General features: G+C 46.6%; 18 protein-coding genes, 1 other RNA gene and 1 pseudogene. 15 read left to right on the plus strand and 5 right to left on the minus strand.

Annotated elements, in window-relative coordinates:
- Positions 1-31: 31 nt before the first annotated feature.
- Both ssrS and ACDE64_RS07965 read left to right on the plus strand, forming a co-directional pair.
- A non-coding RNA gene (gene ssrS, locus ACDE64_RS07960) (6S RNA) lies at positions 32-222 on the plus strand.
- A gap of 240 nt (positions 223-462) precedes the next feature.
- Positions 463-858, plus strand: a complete 396-nt coding sequence (locus ACDE64_RS07965) for a DUF1499 domain-containing protein (RefSeq protein ID WP_411345944.1) — start codon at positions 463-465, stop codon at positions 856-858.
- 640 nt (positions 859-1498) lie between these two features.
- Here ACDE64_RS07965 and tpx read toward each other — a convergent pair.
- Positions 1499-2020 carry a thiol peroxidase gene (gene tpx / locus ACDE64_RS07970; RefSeq protein ID WP_411349610.1) on the minus strand — a complete coding sequence of 174 codons (522 nt, stop codon included), beginning with the start codon at positions 2018-2020 and terminating at the stop codon, positions 1499-1501.
- Between the two features lie 194 nt (positions 2021-2214).
- On the opposite strand from tpx, the pseudogene ACDE64_RS07975 reads away from it, so the two are divergent.
- Positions 2215-2829 (plus strand): annotated as a pseudogene (locus tag ACDE64_RS07975) (rhomboid family intramembrane serine protease); the annotation flags it as partial.
- A 461-nt stretch (positions 2830-3290) separates the two neighbouring features.
- On the opposite strand, the gene ACDE64_RS07980 reads toward ACDE64_RS07975, so the two are convergent.
- Positions 3291-3968, minus strand: coding sequence for a zinc metallopeptidase (locus ACDE64_RS07980; protein ID WP_411346733.1), 678 nt, complete (start codon positions 3966-3968; stop codon positions 3291-3293).
- A gap of 31 nt (positions 3969-3999) precedes the next feature.
- Entirely contained in the window at positions 4000-4434 is a 435-nt protein-coding gene (locus ACDE64_RS07985; protein WP_367055906.1) for a MerR family transcriptional regulator, read from the minus strand.
- 541 nt (positions 4435-4975) lie between these two features.
- Here ACDE64_RS07985 and ACDE64_RS07990 point away from each other — a divergent pair.
- The 3 genes from ACDE64_RS07990 to ACDE64_RS08000 are packed head-to-tail and all read left to right on the plus strand — an operon-like array spanning position 4976 to position 8213.
- The gene (locus ACDE64_RS07990; protein ID WP_411345946.1) at positions 4976-6364 is read left to right on the plus strand and encodes an ammonium transporter; all 1389 of its coding nucleotides are present in this window, start codon (positions 4976-4978) and stop codon (positions 6362-6364) included.
- Between the two features lie 44 nt (positions 6365-6408).
- Entirely contained in the window at positions 6409-7485 is a 1077-nt protein-coding gene (locus ACDE64_RS07995) for a DUF294 nucleotidyltransferase-like domain-containing protein (protein WP_411349611.1), read from the plus strand.
- The gene (locus tag ACDE64_RS08000; RefSeq protein ID WP_411345948.1) at positions 7482-8213 is read left to right on the plus strand and encodes an exonuclease domain-containing protein; all 732 of its coding nucleotides are present in this window, start codon (positions 7482-7484) and stop codon (positions 8211-8213) included. Before ACDE64_RS07995 ends, ACDE64_RS08000 begins: the two co-directional genes overlap by 4 nt.
- Before the next feature lie 88 nt (positions 8214-8301).
- Here the strand turns inward: ACDE64_RS08000 and ACDE64_RS08005 are convergent, their stop codons facing one another.
- Together ACDE64_RS08005 and cimA are read right to left on the minus strand one after the other, a co-directional pair.
- Positions 8302-8853 (minus strand): M67 family metallopeptidase, encoded by a 552-nt coding sequence (locus ACDE64_RS08005; protein WP_411349612.1) that lies wholly within the window; start codon positions 8851-8853, stop codon positions 8302-8304.
- A 91-nt stretch (positions 8854-8944) separates the two neighbouring features.
- On the minus strand, positions 8945-10564 hold the full coding sequence (gene cimA / locus ACDE64_RS08010; RefSeq protein WP_411349613.1) for a citramalate synthase: 1620 nt from the start codon (positions 10562-10564) through the stop codon (positions 8945-8947).
- A gap of 307 nt (positions 10565-10871) precedes the next feature.
- Here cimA and ACDE64_RS08015 point away from each other — a divergent pair, with 307 nt between their 5' ends.
- From ACDE64_RS08015 to ACDE64_RS08055, 9 genes are all read left to right on the plus strand, one after another.
- Positions 10872-11447, plus strand: coding sequence for a hypothetical protein (locus tag ACDE64_RS08015; protein WP_411349614.1), 576 nt, complete (start codon positions 10872-10874; stop codon positions 11445-11447).
- A gap of 261 nt (positions 11448-11708) precedes the next feature.
- Complete coding sequence (locus tag ACDE64_RS08020; protein ID WP_411349615.1) at positions 11709-13328, plus strand: HEAT repeat domain-containing protein; 1620 nt, start codon at positions 11709-11711, stop codon at positions 13326-13328.
- Positions 13329-13360: 32 nt separating this feature from the next.
- Positions 13361-14218 (plus strand): hypothetical protein, encoded by an 858-nt coding sequence (locus ACDE64_RS08025; RefSeq protein WP_411345953.1) that lies wholly within the window; start codon positions 13361-13363, stop codon positions 14216-14218.
- 18 nt (positions 14219-14236) lie between these two features.
- Positions 14237-14614: a hypothetical protein gene (locus ACDE64_RS08030; protein WP_411349616.1), complete on the plus strand. Its 378-nt coding sequence runs from the start codon at positions 14237-14239 to the stop codon at positions 14612-14614.
- Positions 14615-14696: 82 nt separating this feature from the next.
- Positions 14697-15221 carry a DUF6756 family protein gene (locus tag ACDE64_RS08035; protein ID WP_411349617.1) on the plus strand — a complete coding sequence of 175 codons (525 nt, stop codon included), beginning with the start codon at positions 14697-14699 and terminating at the stop codon, positions 15219-15221.
- A gap of 200 nt (positions 15222-15421) precedes the next feature.
- Complete coding sequence (locus ACDE64_RS08040) at positions 15422-16711, plus strand: DNA polymerase IV (protein WP_411349618.1); 1290 nt, start codon at positions 15422-15424, stop codon at positions 16709-16711.
- Between the two features lie 231 nt (positions 16712-16942).
- Entirely contained in the window at positions 16943-17179 is a 237-nt protein-coding gene (locus ACDE64_RS08045; protein WP_411345957.1) for a ferredoxin, read from the plus strand.
- A 334-nt stretch (positions 17180-17513) separates the two neighbouring features.
- The gene (locus ACDE64_RS08050; RefSeq protein WP_411349619.1) at positions 17514-18959 is read left to right on the plus strand and encodes a L,D-transpeptidase; all 1446 of its coding nucleotides are present in this window, start codon (positions 17514-17516) and stop codon (positions 18957-18959) included.
- 259 nt (positions 18960-19218) lie between these two features.
- Positions 19219-20313, plus strand: coding sequence for a quinone-dependent dihydroorotate dehydrogenase (locus tag ACDE64_RS08055; RefSeq protein WP_411349620.1), 1095 nt, complete (start codon positions 19219-19221; stop codon positions 20311-20313).
- The last annotated feature ends 27 nt before the right edge of the window (positions 20314-20340 follow it).

Below are 20340 nucleotides of genomic sequence, written 5' to 3' on the forward strand. Positions count from 1 at the left end.
ACAAAACCAAACATGAAGTTTATAATAAATTTACATCCTGCAATGTACGCCTCGATTTCTCGTTGTTTTGAACCAATGATGATGTCTCGGGAGATCTACATTTGACTGACGCTGACCGGCCCTATCCATTGGATGTGGGGACTTCAAAAATCAGTCCTGCGATCACCCACCTGCTAAGCAGGTTCGAAGACAATGTTATCGGACGGCATCTGCGGGACCGTTTTACACCTTTTACTCTAAGCAAAAGGTAGGTGCCGACTTTATGTCGACAGGATTGACACAGAAAACGTTCTGAATGGATTCTTGGGAATCCTTTTTTCAGAGCGTTTTTTGTTTGCGCTTACATGCTAACTGTCTGCATATGACAGTGTCGATATAAGGCATAATATTGGTTTTCTTATTTACGTAGTAATGATACACTGATAGTAATGATAGCTTTGTAGATGCAAAGGAGGAAATGTCTTGTCGTTTAAAAGAACGTTAGTGGGAATTATCCGTAGCCAGGAAGGCACTGGTGACCGTGCCAAAGATCCGCAAATGAAAACGAGATATTATAATCTTTCCCGCGAACGTGCATGGGAAGAAGTATCATCGACATTAAAGAAAATTCCCGGCTTCAAAGTGCTGCATGAGGTTCATAGTGTAGGCGAGATTACGCTGGAACGTAAAACAGGCTTTGGACGCATTATGGATATTACGGTATCAATTGTATCGGTTAGCCCAGTACGCAGCGCCATCGATATCCACTCCGCTTCACGTGGCTCGCTTGGTGATCTCGGTGCCAACTATCGCAATATTTTGACGCTGTTTGGCGCATTGGATAAGAAGCTGGCGCAATACAAAATCGATAATCCGTAACCAGGCGCTGTTCTAGCTGCTGGCTTGTATCGTGTTACTGTTGAGTGATGAACAGATGCTATAGTAGTTAGGAATGACGAGGGTATAATGGATTACGGGGTGCCGTGGTACATAAGGTTTGAACGACGTGGCGGAAATTTGATAGTCAGAATAGATGTCATGTAAGATTTACGTTCAGGCGTTGATTTGGATAAACAGGATCAAAATCATATTCCGCTTTTGGTATATGTATTGTGCTATTTTACATTTTGTAAGCGCAACAATACGATGAATACGACAAGGTGAAGAAGCTCTAAAAGCTCTAAAAGCTCTAAAAGCTCTAAAAGCTCTAAAAGCTCTAAAAGCTCTAAAAGCTAAAAGCTCTAAAAGCTCTAAAGCTTTTTAGACGCTATTCATCGATTCTATTATGAAGCCTTTAGTGGAACTTATACGGTATATAAAGAAAGACAAAAGACCTTTTCTTGCCAGCTCTAGTTAGCGGCAGAAAGAGGTCTTTTGTCTATACATGTAAGATTTTTGTTTTAAATACAAGATCATAGTGCGGATAAAGCAGCCTCTATGACTACCGTAAATAATATAATCATTGGTAGAGGTGGATAGGATAGCATACGTTCATACAGGGTGCTCCGCAATCCAGTATTTAGCCCAGCAAGCCTTTGACAGCAGTAATCGCTTGGTCATAATCAGGATGCTCGCTCATTTCTGGCAAATACTCAACATAACGGATCACATCGTCACGGTCGATTACGAAGATTGCACGCATATCGATCACAAATTCCTTGATCAGCACGCCATACGCTTTACCAAACGAATTGTCGCGATAATCGGACAATGTGACGACACGATCTACACCAGCCGCACCACACCAACGTGCTTGTGCAAATGGCAGATCAGCGCTAATTGTCAGAACGACTACATCGTCGCCCAGCTCAGAAGCGGCTTCGTTAAAACGGCGTGTCTGTGCATCACAAACACCGGTATCGAGAGATGGTACAACACTGATCAGTTTGACCTTACCAGCGTAATCAGACAGACTGGACTGTTCCAGCAGATTTTTGCTAATTGTAAATGCAGGAGCTTTGTCACCAACTTGCAATTCAGGTCCAATAAGAGTGATAGCATTCCCTTTAAAAGTGGCAACGCCTGTACGTTCTTGCGTCATTATAATTCCTCCTTGAAAATAATTTGGTCTTGCGGGTATACATGCATAGTCATCAGTCACGTTATGTAGAGTAATCGTATTACAGAAATGACCGTACATTTTCGCATTTTAAGCTCGAATTTATTATAATAAAGCATGGGGAAGAAAGCAAAAATGAACGTCTGGATGAGCATGTCAGAAGAGAAGGAGAACCTATGTTATTTGTCCGTTATGAGAATTGGAAAAGCTTTTTACGGTTTTACCCGCTAACTTCGTTAATCATTATTGCCAATGTAATTGTGTTTATTTTGATGACGATCAATGGCGGCTCGCAAAATCAGAATACGCTCGTACAATATGGTGCTCTGACTAATCTGGAGGGCTATGATCAGTGGTGGCGTACGATCACTGCTATGTTTGTGCATATTGGGTTTGATCATTTATTGTTTAACTCTTTTGCCTTGATTGTATTTGCTCCACCATTGGAGCGATTGCTGGGCACCTGGCGTCATGGATTGTTGTATTTTGGAAGTGGGATCATTGGCAATGTGATTAGTCTGGAGCTGTATCGTCAATCGACAGAAGGGCATCTTGCAGCAGGGGCTTCGGGAGCGATCTACGGGGTTTATGGAGCATTTCTGTATATTGCTCTATTTCAGCGTCAAATGCTGGATCGAGCGTCCCGTCAGACTATTTATACAATTCTAGGTCTTGGTCTGATATTTACCTTCCTAACACCAGGAATTGGTATCTGGGCGCATCTGGGTGGTCTGATCTCAGGATTCTTCATCTACGGTTTGCTGCTTCGGTTGACTGGGTTGCGAGGTCGTTGGGATCGTATTTTCCGTCAATATCAGCAACAACGTGAGATGGAGCTGCGCCGACAAGAAGAAGAACGCATCAAAATGGAACAACAACAGGGTACGCAAGAGCATCAGTATCACCAGATTCACCATTCCCATCCAGATGATTCGCATGAGCGTAAACCGGATGACAAGGGAGAACGCTAGACTATTGCTGGATGTAGCAGCTTCTTTATGCATCTATATTATGAATCGCATTCTTATTGTACGTGTCTTGGTAGATAGGGATATTTATAAAGACACTGCTAGCGTGATGCGTTCATTGATAATCAGCGTAAAAAGATATGCACGATTGAGCGTCAATGTAGCGCTCTTCATCACAAGAAAAGCCGTCGACCCGGTAAAGGGTGACGGCTTTCTTTATTGATAATACTCATATCCTTATACATCCATTTGTAAAGGAATGCGATATACTGTGAGTGAGTCGCTTAGTCGCGGTTACCGAACAGCAAGAACAGGTAACGTGCAAGTTCCAGTACGGACAACAATGCAGCAGCAACATAAGTCAGTGCAGCAGCATTCAATACTTTACCAACACTGCGTTCTTCTTCTTGGGTGACATACCCTTCCACAACCATAATGTCGCGTGCACGGTTACTTGCATTGAACTCGACCGGCAGCGTTACCAGTTGGAAGGCAACCGCAGCGGAGAAGAACAATACACCCAGACCAATCAGGTTAAACGAACTGAAGAGGAAACCTGCGAGCAACAGAAACGGAGCGATACCAGATGTGAAGTTGACTACCGGGAACATCCGGTGACGAATCGCCAGCATCGGATAATGCTGTTTGTGCTGAATAGCGTGACCGATCTCGTGACACGCTACCGATACAGCAGAAATGCTAGTGCCGTAATATACTGGCTCTGACAAGCGTACAACACGGTTTACCGGGTCGTAGTGGTCAGACAGCGTTCCTGGTACTGGTTCAATCGGAACATCTTGCAGACCGTTAGAATCGAGCATGTGACGTGCAGCCTGATAACCGCTAATGCCACGCATATTCGGTACTTCAGCAAACTTATTGAATGTACCTTTGACTTTGAACTGCGCCCAGATGGTCAGACCGAATGCAGCGATAATTAATATCAAAAAGATACCGTTAATCATATTTCATTCCTCCATATAATGTAGCGGACTACATGAAGCCTGAACCCTGTCCAAGCAGAAACTTCAATGCTTCAATGCAAGCTGCACTCTGAGGAACCAGATTAATAAATGCCCGTTTCGCCTGTGTTGGCTTCATCTGCTGCAATAGAGGTTCCAGTTCACGTACTTCGCGCTGCAACTGTTCCATATGCAGTTCGATTTCACTCAGGCGCTTGGTCACCTGTTCTTCATCAGTCACACGATCCCAGGCATTTAGCTTTTCCCTGATTTCCTCAAGCGTGTACTTGTCCTGCTTTAACTTTGTAATACGTTCCAATCGGGACAACGTTTCAAAACTATACAGACGATAATTTTTCAACGAGCGGCTTTCCGGTTGAATTAATCCCATCTTTGTATAATAGTCGACGGTTCGCTCACTAATCCCGGCGATTCTGGAAAGTTCTCCAATACGGTATAATTTCATATCCCCAACGTATTCACCCCCGTTTTTGTTCATATAAACGAGGATTCAACACTGCTGAATCCCAATGCCTATATTACAGGAATTTAAACCATACAGTCAAACGTAATGCTTATTCAGATATACCCTGTAAATATAGGCTGTAATCGCAACAGTCATTCATGAATATCGAATATGAAACCATTGATATAACAACATATTGAAGTACTTGTATATAACATACGATATGCGGCTTAAATGTACCTGAAATTTCAATGAACATGTACTAAAAAGAAATTTCATAAAAATTCCATATGTTTATATGAAGATTCATGATGCGCAAAATAAAAACAGCCAAGAAGCCAGCACACTATCCATAAAATTATCCATAATCTGGTTGTGAGCAATCCTATAGTTATAAGAAGAAAAGATGCAGATGATTGGGTTACAAAACTATTTTCATGATTTTGAAAATTAACTCTTGTCATCCGTGTTTTAATCTGATTATAATGACATTAAGGATTTCACGATATGTGAAGTAACATTACATAGGGGAGTGGGTAAAATGAGAAAAAAATGGGCCGTTACGGGGTTGGCGGCATCCGCACTTCTAGCTTTTCCGTTTAGCGCTTTTGCGGCGGATGAAGTTACTGCTGATGTAGTAAAAACGAATCTGGATACGTTCTTCGTATTTCTGGCATTCGCACTAGTATTGTTCATGCAAGCAGGCTTTGCTTTTCTGGAAGCTGGTTCGGTACGAATGAAAAATGCCGGTCACGTTGCCGGTAAAACAATCTTGACACTAGGTATTGCACTGGTTGCCTTTTGGGCATTCGGTTTCGGACTCGGCTTTGGCGACGGGAATGGATTTTTCGGCTATCAAGGATTTTTCCTGAGTGGCGAAGAAATGAAGCCTTTGTTCGGCGCATTGTCTGGTCTTGATATTCCGATCTCGATGATGTTTTTGTTCCATCTAGCGTTTGCAGCGGTATCGCTGTCGATCGCATTCGGTGGATTCGCTGAGCGCGCGAAGCTTAGCGTATATATTGTGTTCGGCGTGCTGTTCATGATTATCATTTATCCAATCATTGCTCACTGGGTATGGGGCGGCGGCTGGTTGGCAGCAATCGGTATGCAGGATTATGCAGGTTCTACCGTTGTCCATTTGACTGGTGCAACAGCAGGTCTGGCGGCAACATTGCTGCTCAAACCGCGTCTGGGCAAATACAACAAAGACGGCAAGCCTAACATCATTCCAGGTCATAACCAAGTATTCTCCGTTATCGGTGTATTCATTCTCTGGTTCGGCTGGATGGGCTTCAACCCGGGTAGTGCACTGACACCGGACGGCGGATTCTTCACGTATGTTGCATTGACGACGAATCTGGCAGCAGCAGCAGGCGGTATCGCAGCACTGTTGATCTCCTGGATCGTACTCGGTAAAGGCGACATTCCAAGCATGCTGAACGGCGTACTGGCAGCACTTGTTGCGATCACTGGCTCTTGTGCATTTGTTGATGTATGGGCAGCAGTAGTCATTGGTCTGGTTGCTGGTGTTGTTACATTCTTCACTGCACAATGGTTTGAAAAAGCAGGTGTGGACGATCCGATCTATGCTTTCTCCGTACACGGTATTGCCGGTATGTGGGGCGCGATCTCTACAGGCTTGTTCGCTACACCGGAATTGGCTGAACAAGTAGGCGTTGGTCAAGCGGGTCTGTTCTACGGCGGTGGCTTCCATCAGCTGGGCGTTCAGTTGCTCGGTATGATTGGAACATTCATCTTCGTACTTGTTCTGTCCTTTATCATCCTCGGCATTATGAAAGCTCTGGGCGGTATTCGTGTAACAGAAGAAGAGGAAATGATGGGTCTGGATATTAGTGAGCACGGTTCTTACGGTTATCCAGAGCAAATGAAAGCAATTGGCGAAGTGGATCGCACCAAAGTAAACTAAAAGACTTTGTGTAAGCAGACGACATGTGCCGGGGGATGAAGCCGATGAAGGAGTCTTCACTCCATCTTCCCTTGCTTGAGCTGACGGAAGCCCATTCTCCGGAAGCACTTAAACGTAAACGCATCGCTATTCAGCAGCAGCTGTATGCCTCTTTGCCGGATACCGACATTCGGGAATGGGTGAAAACGGTCAATGATATGCACGATGCGATTATGCAACAGGCAGTAACAATTTGTGAACAACAATTGCTTGAGGCGGGCTATGGTCCGCCTCCTGTTGCATATTCATTTATTGTTTTCGGCAGCGCAGGGAGATTGGAACAGACATTATGGAGCGATCAGGACAATGGACTGATTATTAGCGATGAACAGCATGAGCAAAAAGAGCATTATTTTCAGACATTTGGCAGTAAGCTGGCGGATATTCTGGAACAGTTAGGCTATGAGAAATGTCAGGGCAAAGTGATGTGTTCGGAGCCATTATGGCGCAAGACATTGCAGCAATGGCAGGAGCAGCTGGACGAATGGCGCAGCGAATTGAGCTGGGAACCGGTGCGTAACTGGATTATCGCTTCGGATATGCGTCATATTGCAGGTGATGATCAGCTGTCGCAGCGCTGGACGCACCATTTTTATGACGGGCTAAGGGAAACACCGGAACTATCTGCGGCGATTTTGCGCAATACGGTTCGGCATAAAGCGACGCTGAATGTGCTAGGGCAGATTGTGCCAGAGCGATTTGGTGAGCATGCGGGTGATTTTGACGTGAAGTATGGTATTTATATTCCGCTCGTGAATGCTTCGCGCTTTCTCGCTTTGCAAAATGGAATTTACGAATCATCGACGTTGAAGCGATTGGAGCGTCTCATTCAGCTGGAAGCGGCTTCGCTAGCGCTTCTGGAAATGATGCAGGATGCGTTTCGCACATCGCTGCGGATGCGCAATTCGACGCCAGTGCGTGAAGTGGATGATGGGTTGTATGAGAGTAGCGGATTTATGCTGCAAAAGGATTGGCGGCAGAAGCCGTTTTTCCATGAATTGAGGGAGAGTCTGGGTATTGTGAAAAAAGCACATCGCGTACTGCAACGTCAGTTACGCTTTCTGGAAAGGAGACGCTTATGAAAGAGCCAACAAAGACGGGAAATAGCTTTTGGAGAAGTTTGCGAAATGGCGGCGTACCGTCTGCCATCGCTTCGATCGTTGGTGCACCGTCTGCTCAGCAGATGGCTTTTATTCGTTCGCTTTCGCGTGAACAGCGTCGTCCAGAGGTGCTGCATTACCCGCTTAGTCGGCTGGAAACCGTCGTTTTTGATCTGGAAACGACGGGATTTCATCCACAGCATGGGGACGAGATTTTGTCCTTTGGTGCGATCAAAATGGTTGGCAACGAACAAGTGGGCGAGTTTTATACACTCGTTAATTCCAAAGTGCAGGTGCCAGACAATATTACTTCGTTAACCGGTATTACCCAGGAAATGGTTGAAGATGCGCCTTCCTTGATTGATGGGTTGCATGATTTTATGGCATTTGCTGAGCGGTCGGTACTCGTTGCACATGGAACGGGACATGACAAGGCGTTTCTCAATGCAGCACTGTGGAAAACGTCAAAAATCCAGTTGACCCACCGTATACTGGATACGATGATGATTGCGCGCTGGCTCAAGCCTTCACTTGGTAGTTACGGATTAGATGAGGTACTGGAGGAGGCTAACATTCCGGTGACCGTCAGACACCACGCGCTTGAGGATGCACGAATGACAGCGGGGTTATGGCGGGAATATCTTCGTCTCATGCGTCACAAGCAGGTGGATACTCTGGAAGATCTGTATGCGTGTTTGATCAATGTGTGAGGGATAGATGAGGATAGGATGGATGTCCTGTCATTAGGTGAATAATCCGTGCAATCACTAGCAGATACAGCTATTTATTGTCTATCATTTACTCTGTCATGATGTTTAGCTGTGCTGTTTGCAGATTGTAGATCGGCAGAGGATGAGATGACGGATTGACCGATTGGTTGATCTGATACACATTAATGGGCGTTGTATTGATATCGGGATGATCTTGATTATCGCTTCTGTTGGATGATGCTACAAGCGAGCCGATGGCATAGATGGAGATCATAGCGGCAAATGCAGGAAGCTGTTGCAGGTCAGTAGAGGATGGAATGGCAGCTGTCATAGGATGAGAGTGAAACAATCCGATCAACTCGCGCTCCTGATAACAGCAATCAATCCATTCCTGCGGATCGAGTGCAAAATGATGCAGCGGGTCATGTGCGACGTTACGCAGCCTCCGATAGGAGTGAATCTGTGTACTGCCCGCTGTTTTGGTACCGAGCAAGATCCCGCAGACTTCCATGTCAGGGAAGGATGTCATATGCTGTATCATTGCGTTATACGCGTCTGATGATATGGATAGGATGGACTTTTGTTGACAATGGGGAGTGTCTGCCAAGCGTATTACCCTCTCTCTACTTAGGCTTTCCATTATGAATGGAGAGCCTCTTTTTTATGGATATCCAATAAATAGCCCCAAAATCTGTGAACGAATAATCGCAGATTTTGGGGCATGCTGTGTATTAATGATTGACGATTCCTTGCGATGTGGCAGCTGTTGTATTCGATGTTTCTGGCAACTGCTGACCAAGCAGGGCGTAGCGGATACTATCAACTAACGCTTCCCAGCTCGCTTCGATCACGTTGGCAGAGACACCGACGGTGCTCCATGTACTTTGTAGATTTTGCGATTCGATCAAGACCCGGACTTTGGATGCGGTCGCGTCGGCTTCGTCCAGCACACGGACTTTGTAGTCAGATAGATGCATTTCGCGCAGACTTGGGTAGCAATGAATCAGTGCTTTGCGTAGCGCATTATCCAGTGCATTGACCGGACCGTTGCCTTCGGCGGCAGTATAGATACTTTCACCGCCGATACGGATTTTGACAAAAGCTTCGGAGACGACGGCAGAGCCGGCATTTTTCTCAACTAGCATTTTGAACGATTCGAATACAAACAATTCAGATGTCTCGCCATTGGCTTCACGCAGCAGTAGCTCCAGCGAAGCATCTGCGCCTTCGAATTGGTAACCTTGATGCTCCAGATCTTTGATTTTGCCGATGATCTGTTTGGTTTCTTCCTTTTCCGGGTTCAGATCGAGATTCATTTCTTTTGCCTTGGACAGGATATTGCTCTGCCCTGCCAGCTCGGAAACGAGAATACGCTGCTTGTTACCTACCTGTTCCGGCTCGATATGTTCATACGTACGCGAGTCGCGCAAAATAGCAGAGACGTGGATTCCGCCTTTATGAGCAAAGGCAGCGTTGCCGACATACGGCTGATTGACCGGCATATGCACATTGGCAATCTCGCTCACATAGCGAGCAGTATTGGTCAACTGAGCAAGCTGCGCGGTCGGGATACAGTCATAATCCATTTTCAATTGTAAATTCGGCAAAATAGAGCACAAATTGGCGTTACCACAGCGTTCGCCATAACCGTTCATGGTGCCCTGTACTTGACGCGCTCCTGCCTGCACAGCGCTGAGTGTATTGGCAACTGCCAGCTCGCAATCGTTGTGCGTATGAATACCGATGCCAGCCCCACCCAGCTCCAGTCTCAGACTGGATACGATTTCATAAATTTCATGTGGCAATGTGCCTCCGTTTGTATCACACAGGGTTAGCCACTGTGCACCAGACTGATGTGCAGCACGGAGAACGGACAGTGCATATTCTGGATTGTTTTTGTAGCCGTCAAAAAAGTGCTCGGCATCAAAAATCACTTCCATTTGCTGCTGCCTTAGAAACGAGATGGAATCGGCGATCATCGCCAGATTTTCCTCCAGCGTAGTTTGCAGGGCAGTATGCACATGGAAATCCCATGACTTACCTACCAGCGTAGCTGCTTGTGCACCGGATTCGATCATACGTTGCAGATTAGCATCTTCGTGAGCAACACTACCTTTGCGGCGTGTACTGCCAAAAGCGGTAATCTTCGCGTTCAGCCCCAACTGCTGAACCCGTTTAAAAAACTCGATATCCTTGCCATTGCTGCCTGGAATGCCGCCTTCGATGTAATGCACACCGAGTTCGTCGAGCTTTTTGGCGATTTTCAGCTTGTCGTCAGCCGACAGACTGATCCCCTCGCCCTGCGTACCGTCCCGTAACGTCGTGTCGAAAATCGAGATGGATTTGGACATGTTGCGGAATCCCCCTTTACATTGGACCAAGATTCATGAACATTCATATACAGTTGTCATAGGTGCAGGAATTTTAAGTATAATTGGTTATTATATCATTGGAGTCTATGTGAGGTATACGATAATTTTGCCGTAATGAGCCGCAAACATTCCGGTGTTTTTTGTGCATCATGCCAATGATCATGACATGAATGACTGTTCATATCCAAAACTATCGTGTATGAAGTACCAGTCTGATCACTACGCATCATAACGATCATTCTGTTAAAATAAAACAGGACAATGTAAACAACGGAGGAATCAGATCATGAAAATTGGAATTGAACATGTTGAACGTAATGGTAATCTGTATACCATTGACTATACGCTGGAAAAGCCACTACCATTCGATCTGCATGATATCGTGATGGTGCAAGCAGGCGATTATGTAGTAGGCAGTGTACGGCAGCTGGAAGATAAGCGGATTACGCTGTATATTGGTGATGATCAGCTGGAATGGGGACAGGAAGCGGTGATCCAGCTCGCCTTCTCGCCGACTGTATCGATTGAAGGTAGTCGCGAGATTATTGAGCAGCTGGGATATTTTCCTGACTTTGAAAAAGGAATCATTGTCGGCTACGATGTGGGCAAGGAGCAGGTGGAGCTGACGATTGAATTGCCTGACCCGGAAGTGCGGCATAATGTGAAGCTGACTTTTCTGGAGGCATTTGATATTGAGTTTTCACCACCGGATGCGCGTCTTAATGTGATCGCAGAAATTGATTTTCGGTACGAGGTGACAGATCTAGTTGTTGATATCGAAGCCGCACAAGGACTTTCCGGCAGCTTTTTCTGCGGAAAAATCAAGGCAGAGCTGTTGGAATCTACATCTACAGACAAATGAACAACTAGTACAGATAAATAATGAACTATGGTATGCAAGGCAGATCCTGATGCAAGGGTCTGCCTTTTTGTATGGTTCGATTGCGGTTGTACTTCCAAAAATGTAAAGGTATACTTTGATGTAAAAAGTAAGGACACGGATGATCTAATATTGATTTATCACAATCTAATTGAGCTATAATGTAGATATAAATAAGTTAGCGTATCGGAATCAAAGGATAAGCGGTATCGGTACAGGCAGATGACGGAGGGGGAATTGGCAATGGCACGAGCGGGACGAGAATTATCCAAACAGGTGGTTGTTTGCCTGAACAAGCTGTACAAGCTGCAAAACAGCAAATGGTTGGAATTGATCCAGCGTTCGGGCGAATATGCAGCAATTCCATATCTGGTGCCGTTTCTGAGTAGTGATGATCATATGCTGGAGATGGCAGCGGAAAATACGATCAGTGATCTGCTGCGCCGTTGTCCGCCTCATGAGCTGATATGGTTGAGCGAGCAAATGCGTGAGCATCTGCCTTATGCCTACCGGGAAAATAATCGGCGCTGGACGCAACTGACGACTGCGATCATGGGAAGTTGGAGTCATAGCGTGCACCCGGTGAAGTGGATCATGGCGAGCTTCCACCCAGATGGATACGTGCGTGAAGCAGCAGTCAAACGCATCGTATTGATTCGCGACGGCTCGGAAATCCCCTTTTTGCTCATTCGGATGAATGACTGGGTATCCAGTATTCGTTTTCGGGCGCACAAAGCGCTTCAACAACGGATTCACGAGCACAACGCCGATATTTTTATCCAAAATATTGCACTGGTGCAGCGTCTGACTGATTGTGGTCGGGAGCATCGCGAGCGATATGATGCACTGATTGAAGCGGTGTATGAATTGCTGCGTCGACCGACATGTGCCGGTGCACTTCAGGCAGGTATGCAGGCAGAAGAAGTATATATTCGCCGATTCTGTTTCCAGCTTGGATTGCAATGCGATCATCTGAATACGGAACAACTGCTGCAATGGGCACTTCAGGATGTCGACAGCTCGATTCGGATTTGGGCGGCACGGCAGGTATCGCAACGGCTACAAGGGGGAAATCTGCTGTCCGTGTTGGAATATATGCGACATGATTCTTTTCCACCTGTACGCCGAGAGGCACTGGAACAGCTAACATATGGATTCCGGGAGCAGGCGGCTCCGTATTTGCACCGTTCTTTGCTGGATCGTAATGCAGTTGTACGTGAAGTGGCACGGCGGTGTATGAGTATAGTGGAACCGCTGAATCTGGTGGAATTTTATCTGGATACGATCTGGAATGCAGAGAACGATTCATCCAAACTGGCTACAGCTCTATATGGACTGGGCGAAACGGGACAGGCGGAGGATGCCGAGGTGATCGCTGAGGAAGTAGATCACCCGGAAGTGGCGGTGCGCAAAGCTGTTATTCGTGGACTTGCACGGCTGGATATTCGTTCGTATGGTCATGTACTTCGTGCTGCCTTGTTGGACCCGCAACCGGGTATTTCTCGTGAAGCGGTACCTGCTATTCGTCGGCATATTTATATATTGAATCGGGATGAATGGTTGTATATCTTATCTGAAACGTATCCTCGCCATGTGCATCGGAATTTGCTGCGGCTGTTGCCTGCTTATGATCGCTGGGAGCAACTGGACATGCTGCTGGATATTTTGAATCAAGAGACGGCATCTTGGATTCGTCAGGCAGCAGGACATCAGCTGAATCGCTGGATTCATCAGTCTAATCGTAGCTTTCATATGCGTCCTTCGGAAGAGAAGGCGGATGATTTGCTGGACAAGCTGAAAGCGTGCGAGCGCCGGATGGATAGCAACAAAGCACATATGCTGCGCTGGATGATCACGTCCTGAACATGCATGATTTAGAAAGGAATGGTTCAAGGATGGACAATGACATCAATCGATATCGTCAGCAGTTGGAAGCAGGCGAAGTTTCGACTACTCTCGAACTGACACACGGCGAAATGATTGCTTTGCGCAAGGCGCTAGCTTATTTGAAATTTGAATGTCTGGATCATGAAGCGAATCTGTATGCAGGTAGTACGTCGTTGAATAGCCTGCTGGGGAAAACGCTAGAGAAAGGACCACTGGCAGAGCATACCCGCCAGTTCTACAATCGTATAAACCCGCAGGCTGAGCAGTTTATCGCGGATCGTCTGGAGCTGGAATATGCATCCGAAGGTCGCTCGTGGCAACAGCTGGACACCCAATCCCGGCGCACGATTATGGAAGCGCGGTTGTATCCTTTTCCATATTCCGGTGACGTGCAGAACTATACGACATATGATGCACTCTTACCACAAGAAGGAACAGAACATGGTGAGCAATGGGCGCAACAGCTGGCGGATACGATGTACGAACCGCCACATTCGGAATGGATATCTACCCATTGGCAGCAGCTTGCACCATCGATGCGACAATTGTTGCTCGTGCTGGATTATGATATTGAGTTGCAAATGAACGGACTGCTCGGTTTGCTACATAATATCGGCAAACGTGAATATGAGCTGTTGCCGATGCTGAATGAGCTAGGTTTGCAGCAAGATGCACAATGGATCACTCCACTACAAATGCAGCAGCGACGCGAACAGGCAGAAGGTAATGAAGAGTATAGTGCATCGCTGCTAGAGCGTATTCGTGAAGTGGAGCGGCAGCTGTTAGTATATCGCGATCCGGCAGCCTTTTATGAACGGATTTTTGGATATGCGGATCAAGTGTTGAAAAGTATACAATCGTCATAATGGAAAGGAGGATTGAAGATGGGCTGGGAATACGGCGTGACTGTAAAAGAACAAGATGATAACGATCAAAACGCCGAACATACAGCGCGGCAGTTGATCCGCGTCTGGTATGAGCGACTATTTCATATATATGGGCAGCAGTACCGTTTTGAACAAGATGAAACTGGTTTTGCGGTGTACAATGATAACGAGCCAGAATGGCCCCATCTGTTGGAAGTACAGCTACAACCATCCTCTGTTGATGGACATTCATTATCGGATACATCGTCAATGCTAGGAAGTGTGGAATTGTATTTGCTATTTCATATTGGTGGAAAGCAAGCGGCACCGTTGCTGGAAGAGATCGATTCCGTTCTGGCACAGTACGCACCGGGTGTGGAGCGGTTTGAGTACTAGCCATAATAGAGTTGAACTCGCGTTCATATAGTAGGTCGTGTACATAAATGGAGTTTGGAAACTATGAATCTTGGAGGCGAATATGACCCATTCAAGAAGACTTCGTATAGCCGATCCCATCCATACAACGAGAAAAGCTGTTGAGAGTGCTCGCAAGAAGCATCATATAACTGATGAACAATTTCATGAACTTAGTAAGTCGCAATGGCGGTCAGTATACAATCAATTGACGAAAAGATTCGTACCACGTGGCGCATTCCCAGATGGAAGAACTCTTTATCAGTGCTGGCAGTACTGGGAAGACAAATATGAAGTGTTATATTCTGGTGAAGCTTATTTAGAAGATTTGAATGTTCTTATTCCATCCAAGCAAACAGTGTGGTTATTGGCAGAAGAACATTCATATGGACGGAAAGACTATTGGCTATATGAGGGCGATGTAGATGCCATTTATCAAATCATTGGCGCAGCAGCATTATACAATTATATGATCGTTTCGAAAAAGTACGATTGGATATTGGCTGAAGATCAAGATGGATTTTTATTTGGAAAAGGCAAGCTTATTGTTGATCGTATGATCTCATTGCGCAATCTCAAAAACCTGTAATTCTTCGCAAAATGATAGAATCCGAATGGTCATTGTCAGATGACTGTTCTTTTTTTATAATTAATATAGAACACATATTCGCCATATGATTGTGGGACGGATGATTTTCATGTCAATATACTGAGTAACAAGTAACAAAGCTTCAAAATAAATCGGTATACTATTGCGGGATGAGCTGGAAGATGACAGGAGGGGAAGACATGAAGGACGAGACCAGCGGATATTATCCGGCGCGCGGACGGGTGATTTTGCATGTGGATATGAATGCTTTTTACTGTTCGGTGCACGCAGCGGAAGAACCGGATAAATACAATGGCAAGCCGACAGCAGTAGCGGGCAGTGTGGAGCTGCGGCGTGGTATTGTCGTGACCGCTTCGTATGAAGCACGACGAGTCGGTGTTAAGACAGGCATGCTCGTTGGGCAAGCGCTGCAAAAGTGTCCCAAACTTACGCTGATATCGCCGGACTTTACACTGTATCGCAAGTATTCAGCGGCTTTTATGAATATTGCTTACAGTTATACCCCTTTGTTGCAGGCAACTTCCATCGACGAATGTTATCTCGATATTACCGGCTCCAGTCAGTTTGGTACACCGATGGAGATTGCGGCTGAATTGCAAAACCGGATTCGCGACGAATTGCGCCTACCTTGTTCAGTCGGAGTGGCGCCCAACAAGCTGCTTGCTAAGATGGCGTCAGATATGAAAAAGCCGAACGGTATCTCTGTGCTGCGCATTCGTGATGTGCCACGTCTGCTGTGGGATCAGCCGTGTGCGCAATTGTTTGGCATCGGCAACAAAACAGCAGCCAAACTGAGGGAGATGGGCATTCGTACGCTTGGACAATTGGCAGCAGCAGATGAAGCGCGCTTAAAAGCGCGTTTTGGCGTGATGGGCAGCTGGCTCAAGCAGGCAGCGAACGGTATTGACCATTCACTGGTCGAGCCGGACAATGAACCGAACAAATCGGTCGGTCATACAACGACACTGCCTGCCGATATTCAAGATATGGAGGATATCCGGCGCGTTATGCTGAATCTGAGCGATCAGGTGTGCAGGCGGATGAGGCGGCAAAAGCTGATGGCACATACGGTGCAGATTACGATCCGCACACCAGATATGAAGACGATTACTCGGTCGCGTGCGCTATTTGTACCGACGGAAACGGCAGAGGATGTATTTCATGAAGCGTGCGAGCTGTATCAACGGCATTGGCTAGGACGTGGTCCGGTACGTTTGCTCGGTATTACTTTGCAAAATCTATTACCGCGCGAAGAGGCTGCAATTCAGCTCGATCTGTTCGATTACGAGCGCCAGCCGCAAAAGCAGGAGCTAAATCACATTATCGATCAGCTGCGTGACAAATTCGGCGAGAATGCCGTGCTGACCGCCGGGATGCTGGGCAATGATCCATCCGTTCTGATTCGTAATCATAAGGTCAGAGGCACGTCATTGCAGCGAGATGGACGGCGTTTTGAGCACGAGGAATGAGTATTTGCATTGCCCATATAATATAGGGCGTTTAAGCTGTTAGCGGAAAGGGTAAAATTTTAAATATCGGCGGTATAACGCCATTACAGAGTGGATATCTAGTTACGATGACTTGCTGTGATGAGGATTGTATTTGAAATTATGCGCTCTTTGTATTATATTTTGATTATCTGTACAGACTGGGTGTCACATAAACAGACAACTGGAAAGCAATGATGGGAGGATATACAGATGAGTAAATATACTTGGGTAGACAAAGATACATGCATCGCTTGTGGCGCATGCGGAGCAACAGCTCCTGATATCTACGATTACGATGATGAAGGCTTGGCAGAAGTGATTTTCGGCGGCGACAACAACCGCGGTGTGACTGCCATTCCAGAAGACATGTACGAAGATATGGTAGACGCTTGCGACGGTTGCCCAACCGATTCGATTCGTGTTGAAGAAGAACCGTTTGCTGAGTAATTCCAGTAATATTGCTTCAACGGTCCATTGAGGCAATTTTGTTCCAAAAGAAGAGGAAAAGGCGTTTTTCCCGCAACAGGGAAAGGCGCCTTTTTTAATGACATGATAGAAGGCGTATCCATAATCATATTTTAATTTCATATTTCTGGAAAATTGCGTTATATTGCAAGCTGAATTTGATGCCTCAGCCCTACCGTTTGTCTATCGACAAAATCATGATCGTAACCGATAAAGAAGATAATGGACATTTTGTCGGCAATCGCATACATATACATACCATTGCCGCAGGAACAGCAGGCAGGGAAGGAGAGTCGGACCACAGTCCGGGAACTACATGAAAAACCTACTTTATCTAAAACGCTATGTCAAAATGCATCCCGATAACCGGATGGGTTGGTACCTGCTTGGCAAGGAGTACGAATCAGACGGTCAGATGGGCAAAGCTAATTATTGTTACAATCGTGCGGGAGATATTTACGAAGCGTTTGAACAGAGTCAGATTCCAGCGGATGTGCTAAAGCAATATGAAGCCGAAGTGATGGAGGTCGCGCGAACACGCGAACGCAAAATCCGGCGCAGGCGTAATATAATGTTTGTTGTGCTGCTATTGTTTCTGTTGACGATGCGTTCCATTGGATTGCCTGCTGCTGATGACAGCCAGATGGCACAGGCACCAGGTCAGACATCATCAACCGACGATGCAACACATCTTTCTGGAAATGGTAATCATTCGGCTGCACAGGCGGAATCGGATGCTACTCCGCCAGGATATCATGCACCGCTGAGCTTTACAGCCGTTGCAATTGCGGCAGGTAGCAGCTCGGCAGGAAATGGTCTTTCGCAATATATTGCACAGCAGATTCAGGATACGCAGCCAGAGCTTGCAGCTGTACTCGGGATGGAGCAATCTGGCAATTGGCTGCTCTGGAAGCATACGTTGCCCGTCGCCTATACGCTGGCAGAAGGTAGCAAACCCGGTCAGATTGATGTGCAGTCCTATAATGCGAAAGCATGTCGTTGTAAGCCGGGTCAGCCCGCTGGTGCATCGACGCAAGCGGGAAGCTGGATGCAGGAGCAGGAGCAGCTCGCCATTATGCAAACGGCGCTTGCTAATTATGAGACGACGCGTGCAGAGCTGCCAACCGCGCTAGGCGAACTGGATCGGTCCTTCCCTAGTAACTGGTTGTCCGGTACAACGCCGGTGATGAATACATCGTTCTCCGCCTTGCAGCCGTATCCACTGGACGATTCGGCGATGGTGCCGGAACAAGGATTTAGCGGTGATACGCAGAAGCTGTTTGCATCCACGCTAGGCAATCGTCCGTATTTTACCAAGCCGCTGGAAATTATCGTCGATAAGAAAAAGCACCGGCTTGGACTTGTCAGCGGATCGATTCTGCTGCGCAACTATCCGATTGGTCTGGGCGGTGATCGTACACCAACCGGTACATTCCGTCTATCAATCAAAGTAATGAATCCGAACGGCAAGTCGAATGGCGAATTTGGCAGTCGTGGTATGCAGTTATCGGATACGAATTATGCCATTCACGGGACGAATGAACCGGATAGCATCGGTGCAGATGAGTCGCTGGGCTGTGTGCGTATGAAGAAGGAAGATGTCGAAGAACTGTTCGATATGGCTCCACTTGGCACAAAGGTAACCATTACGAGCGATGTACTGCCGGATGACGTGTCCGTACCGCAGAAGCGATATACTAGCACCAAACAGCCCTCTCAAGATCAGACCGATCCGAGCCGCACATATCACTGGCTCAACTAGCCACTAGCGCCTTGTACGGACATTCTTTTTTGTAAAAGAGAGTGCCCAGCAGGTCTGACAAACAACGTTAGCGTTCTACCCTATGAAAAAGCATCATACCAAAAGCGGTCTTCTCAAAAGCAGAAGATCGCTTTTCTTTTGTCCAAGAACAGGATAAACTAAGGAGGAGAAACATTTTGCATGACAACTAAATACGAGAGCACGCAAAATGGTATGCATCAGGGCTTGAGGCCTATGCCAGGAACGGAGTGAATACACATTGTTATACCGTAATCTTTTCAAACCTGTGCTATTCCGGATGGACCCGGAAAAGGCGCATCATCTGGTCATTGGCGGTTTGGGCACCGGTGTACGCATACCGGGCACACTGTCGGCGATGCAGTCGATGTATGGCATTGACAGTACGCCGGATATGACGACCGAATTGTTCGGGATTACGTTTCCCGGTCCGGTCGGACTGGCAGCAGGTTTGGATAAAAATGCGCAGGCTGTCATGGGCTTGTCGTCAGCGGGCTTTGGCTTTATGGAAGTAGGAACGGTAACGCCAAAACCGCAGCCCGGTAACGAGCAGCCGCGGCTGTTTCGCCTGCCATCTGATCGCGCGTTGATCAATCGAATGGGATTCAATAATGACGGCGCTGAAGTGATGGCTGGACGATTGAAACGATTGCCATCTCATTCGATTCCGATTGCCGTTAACATCGGTAAAAACAAAGTAACCCCGAATGAGCAAGCGGCAAGTGATTACAAAGCCTGCATTCGCACGCTGTATCCATATGCCGATTTCTTCGTGGTTAATATCAGTTCGCCGAACACACCGGATCTGCGTAATTTGCAGCATGGTAATGAATTGAAAGAACTGCTCGCTGAAGTGATGGAAGAGATGTCCGATCAGCAGCGCAAGCATGGCTCGTTCAAATCGGTGCTCGTGAAGATCGCTCCAGACGTGAGCGACTCTGAACTGGAATACATGGTCGAGACGATTACGCAGAGCGGTGCAGCCGGTCTGATCGCTACCAATACAACGTTGTCGCGTGACGGACTCACCCATTCCAGTGCAGGTGAAACGGGTGGATTAAGCGGTCAACCGCTAACGGAACGCTCAACGGATATTATTTCCCGTGTCTATCGTCAAACCGATGGTAAGCTTCCTATTATCGGCTGCGGCGGTATTTTCTCAGCGCAGGATGCTTATGATAAAATAAAGGCAGGTTCCAGTCTGGTAGAAATTTATACATCGTTTATTTATGAAGGTCCACAGGTGACACGGAGACTTCATAACGGAATCCGCGAGTTGATGAAGCAAGACGGATTTGCACATATTTCAGAAGCGGTGGGCGTCGCGCATCGTTAACAGTTTTCAATAGACAGGTCATACACT

This window comes from Paenibacillus sp. WLX2291 (assembly GCF_046603665.1).
Classification (GTDB): domain Bacteria; phylum Bacillota; class Bacilli; order Paenibacillales; family Paenibacillaceae; genus Saccharibacillus.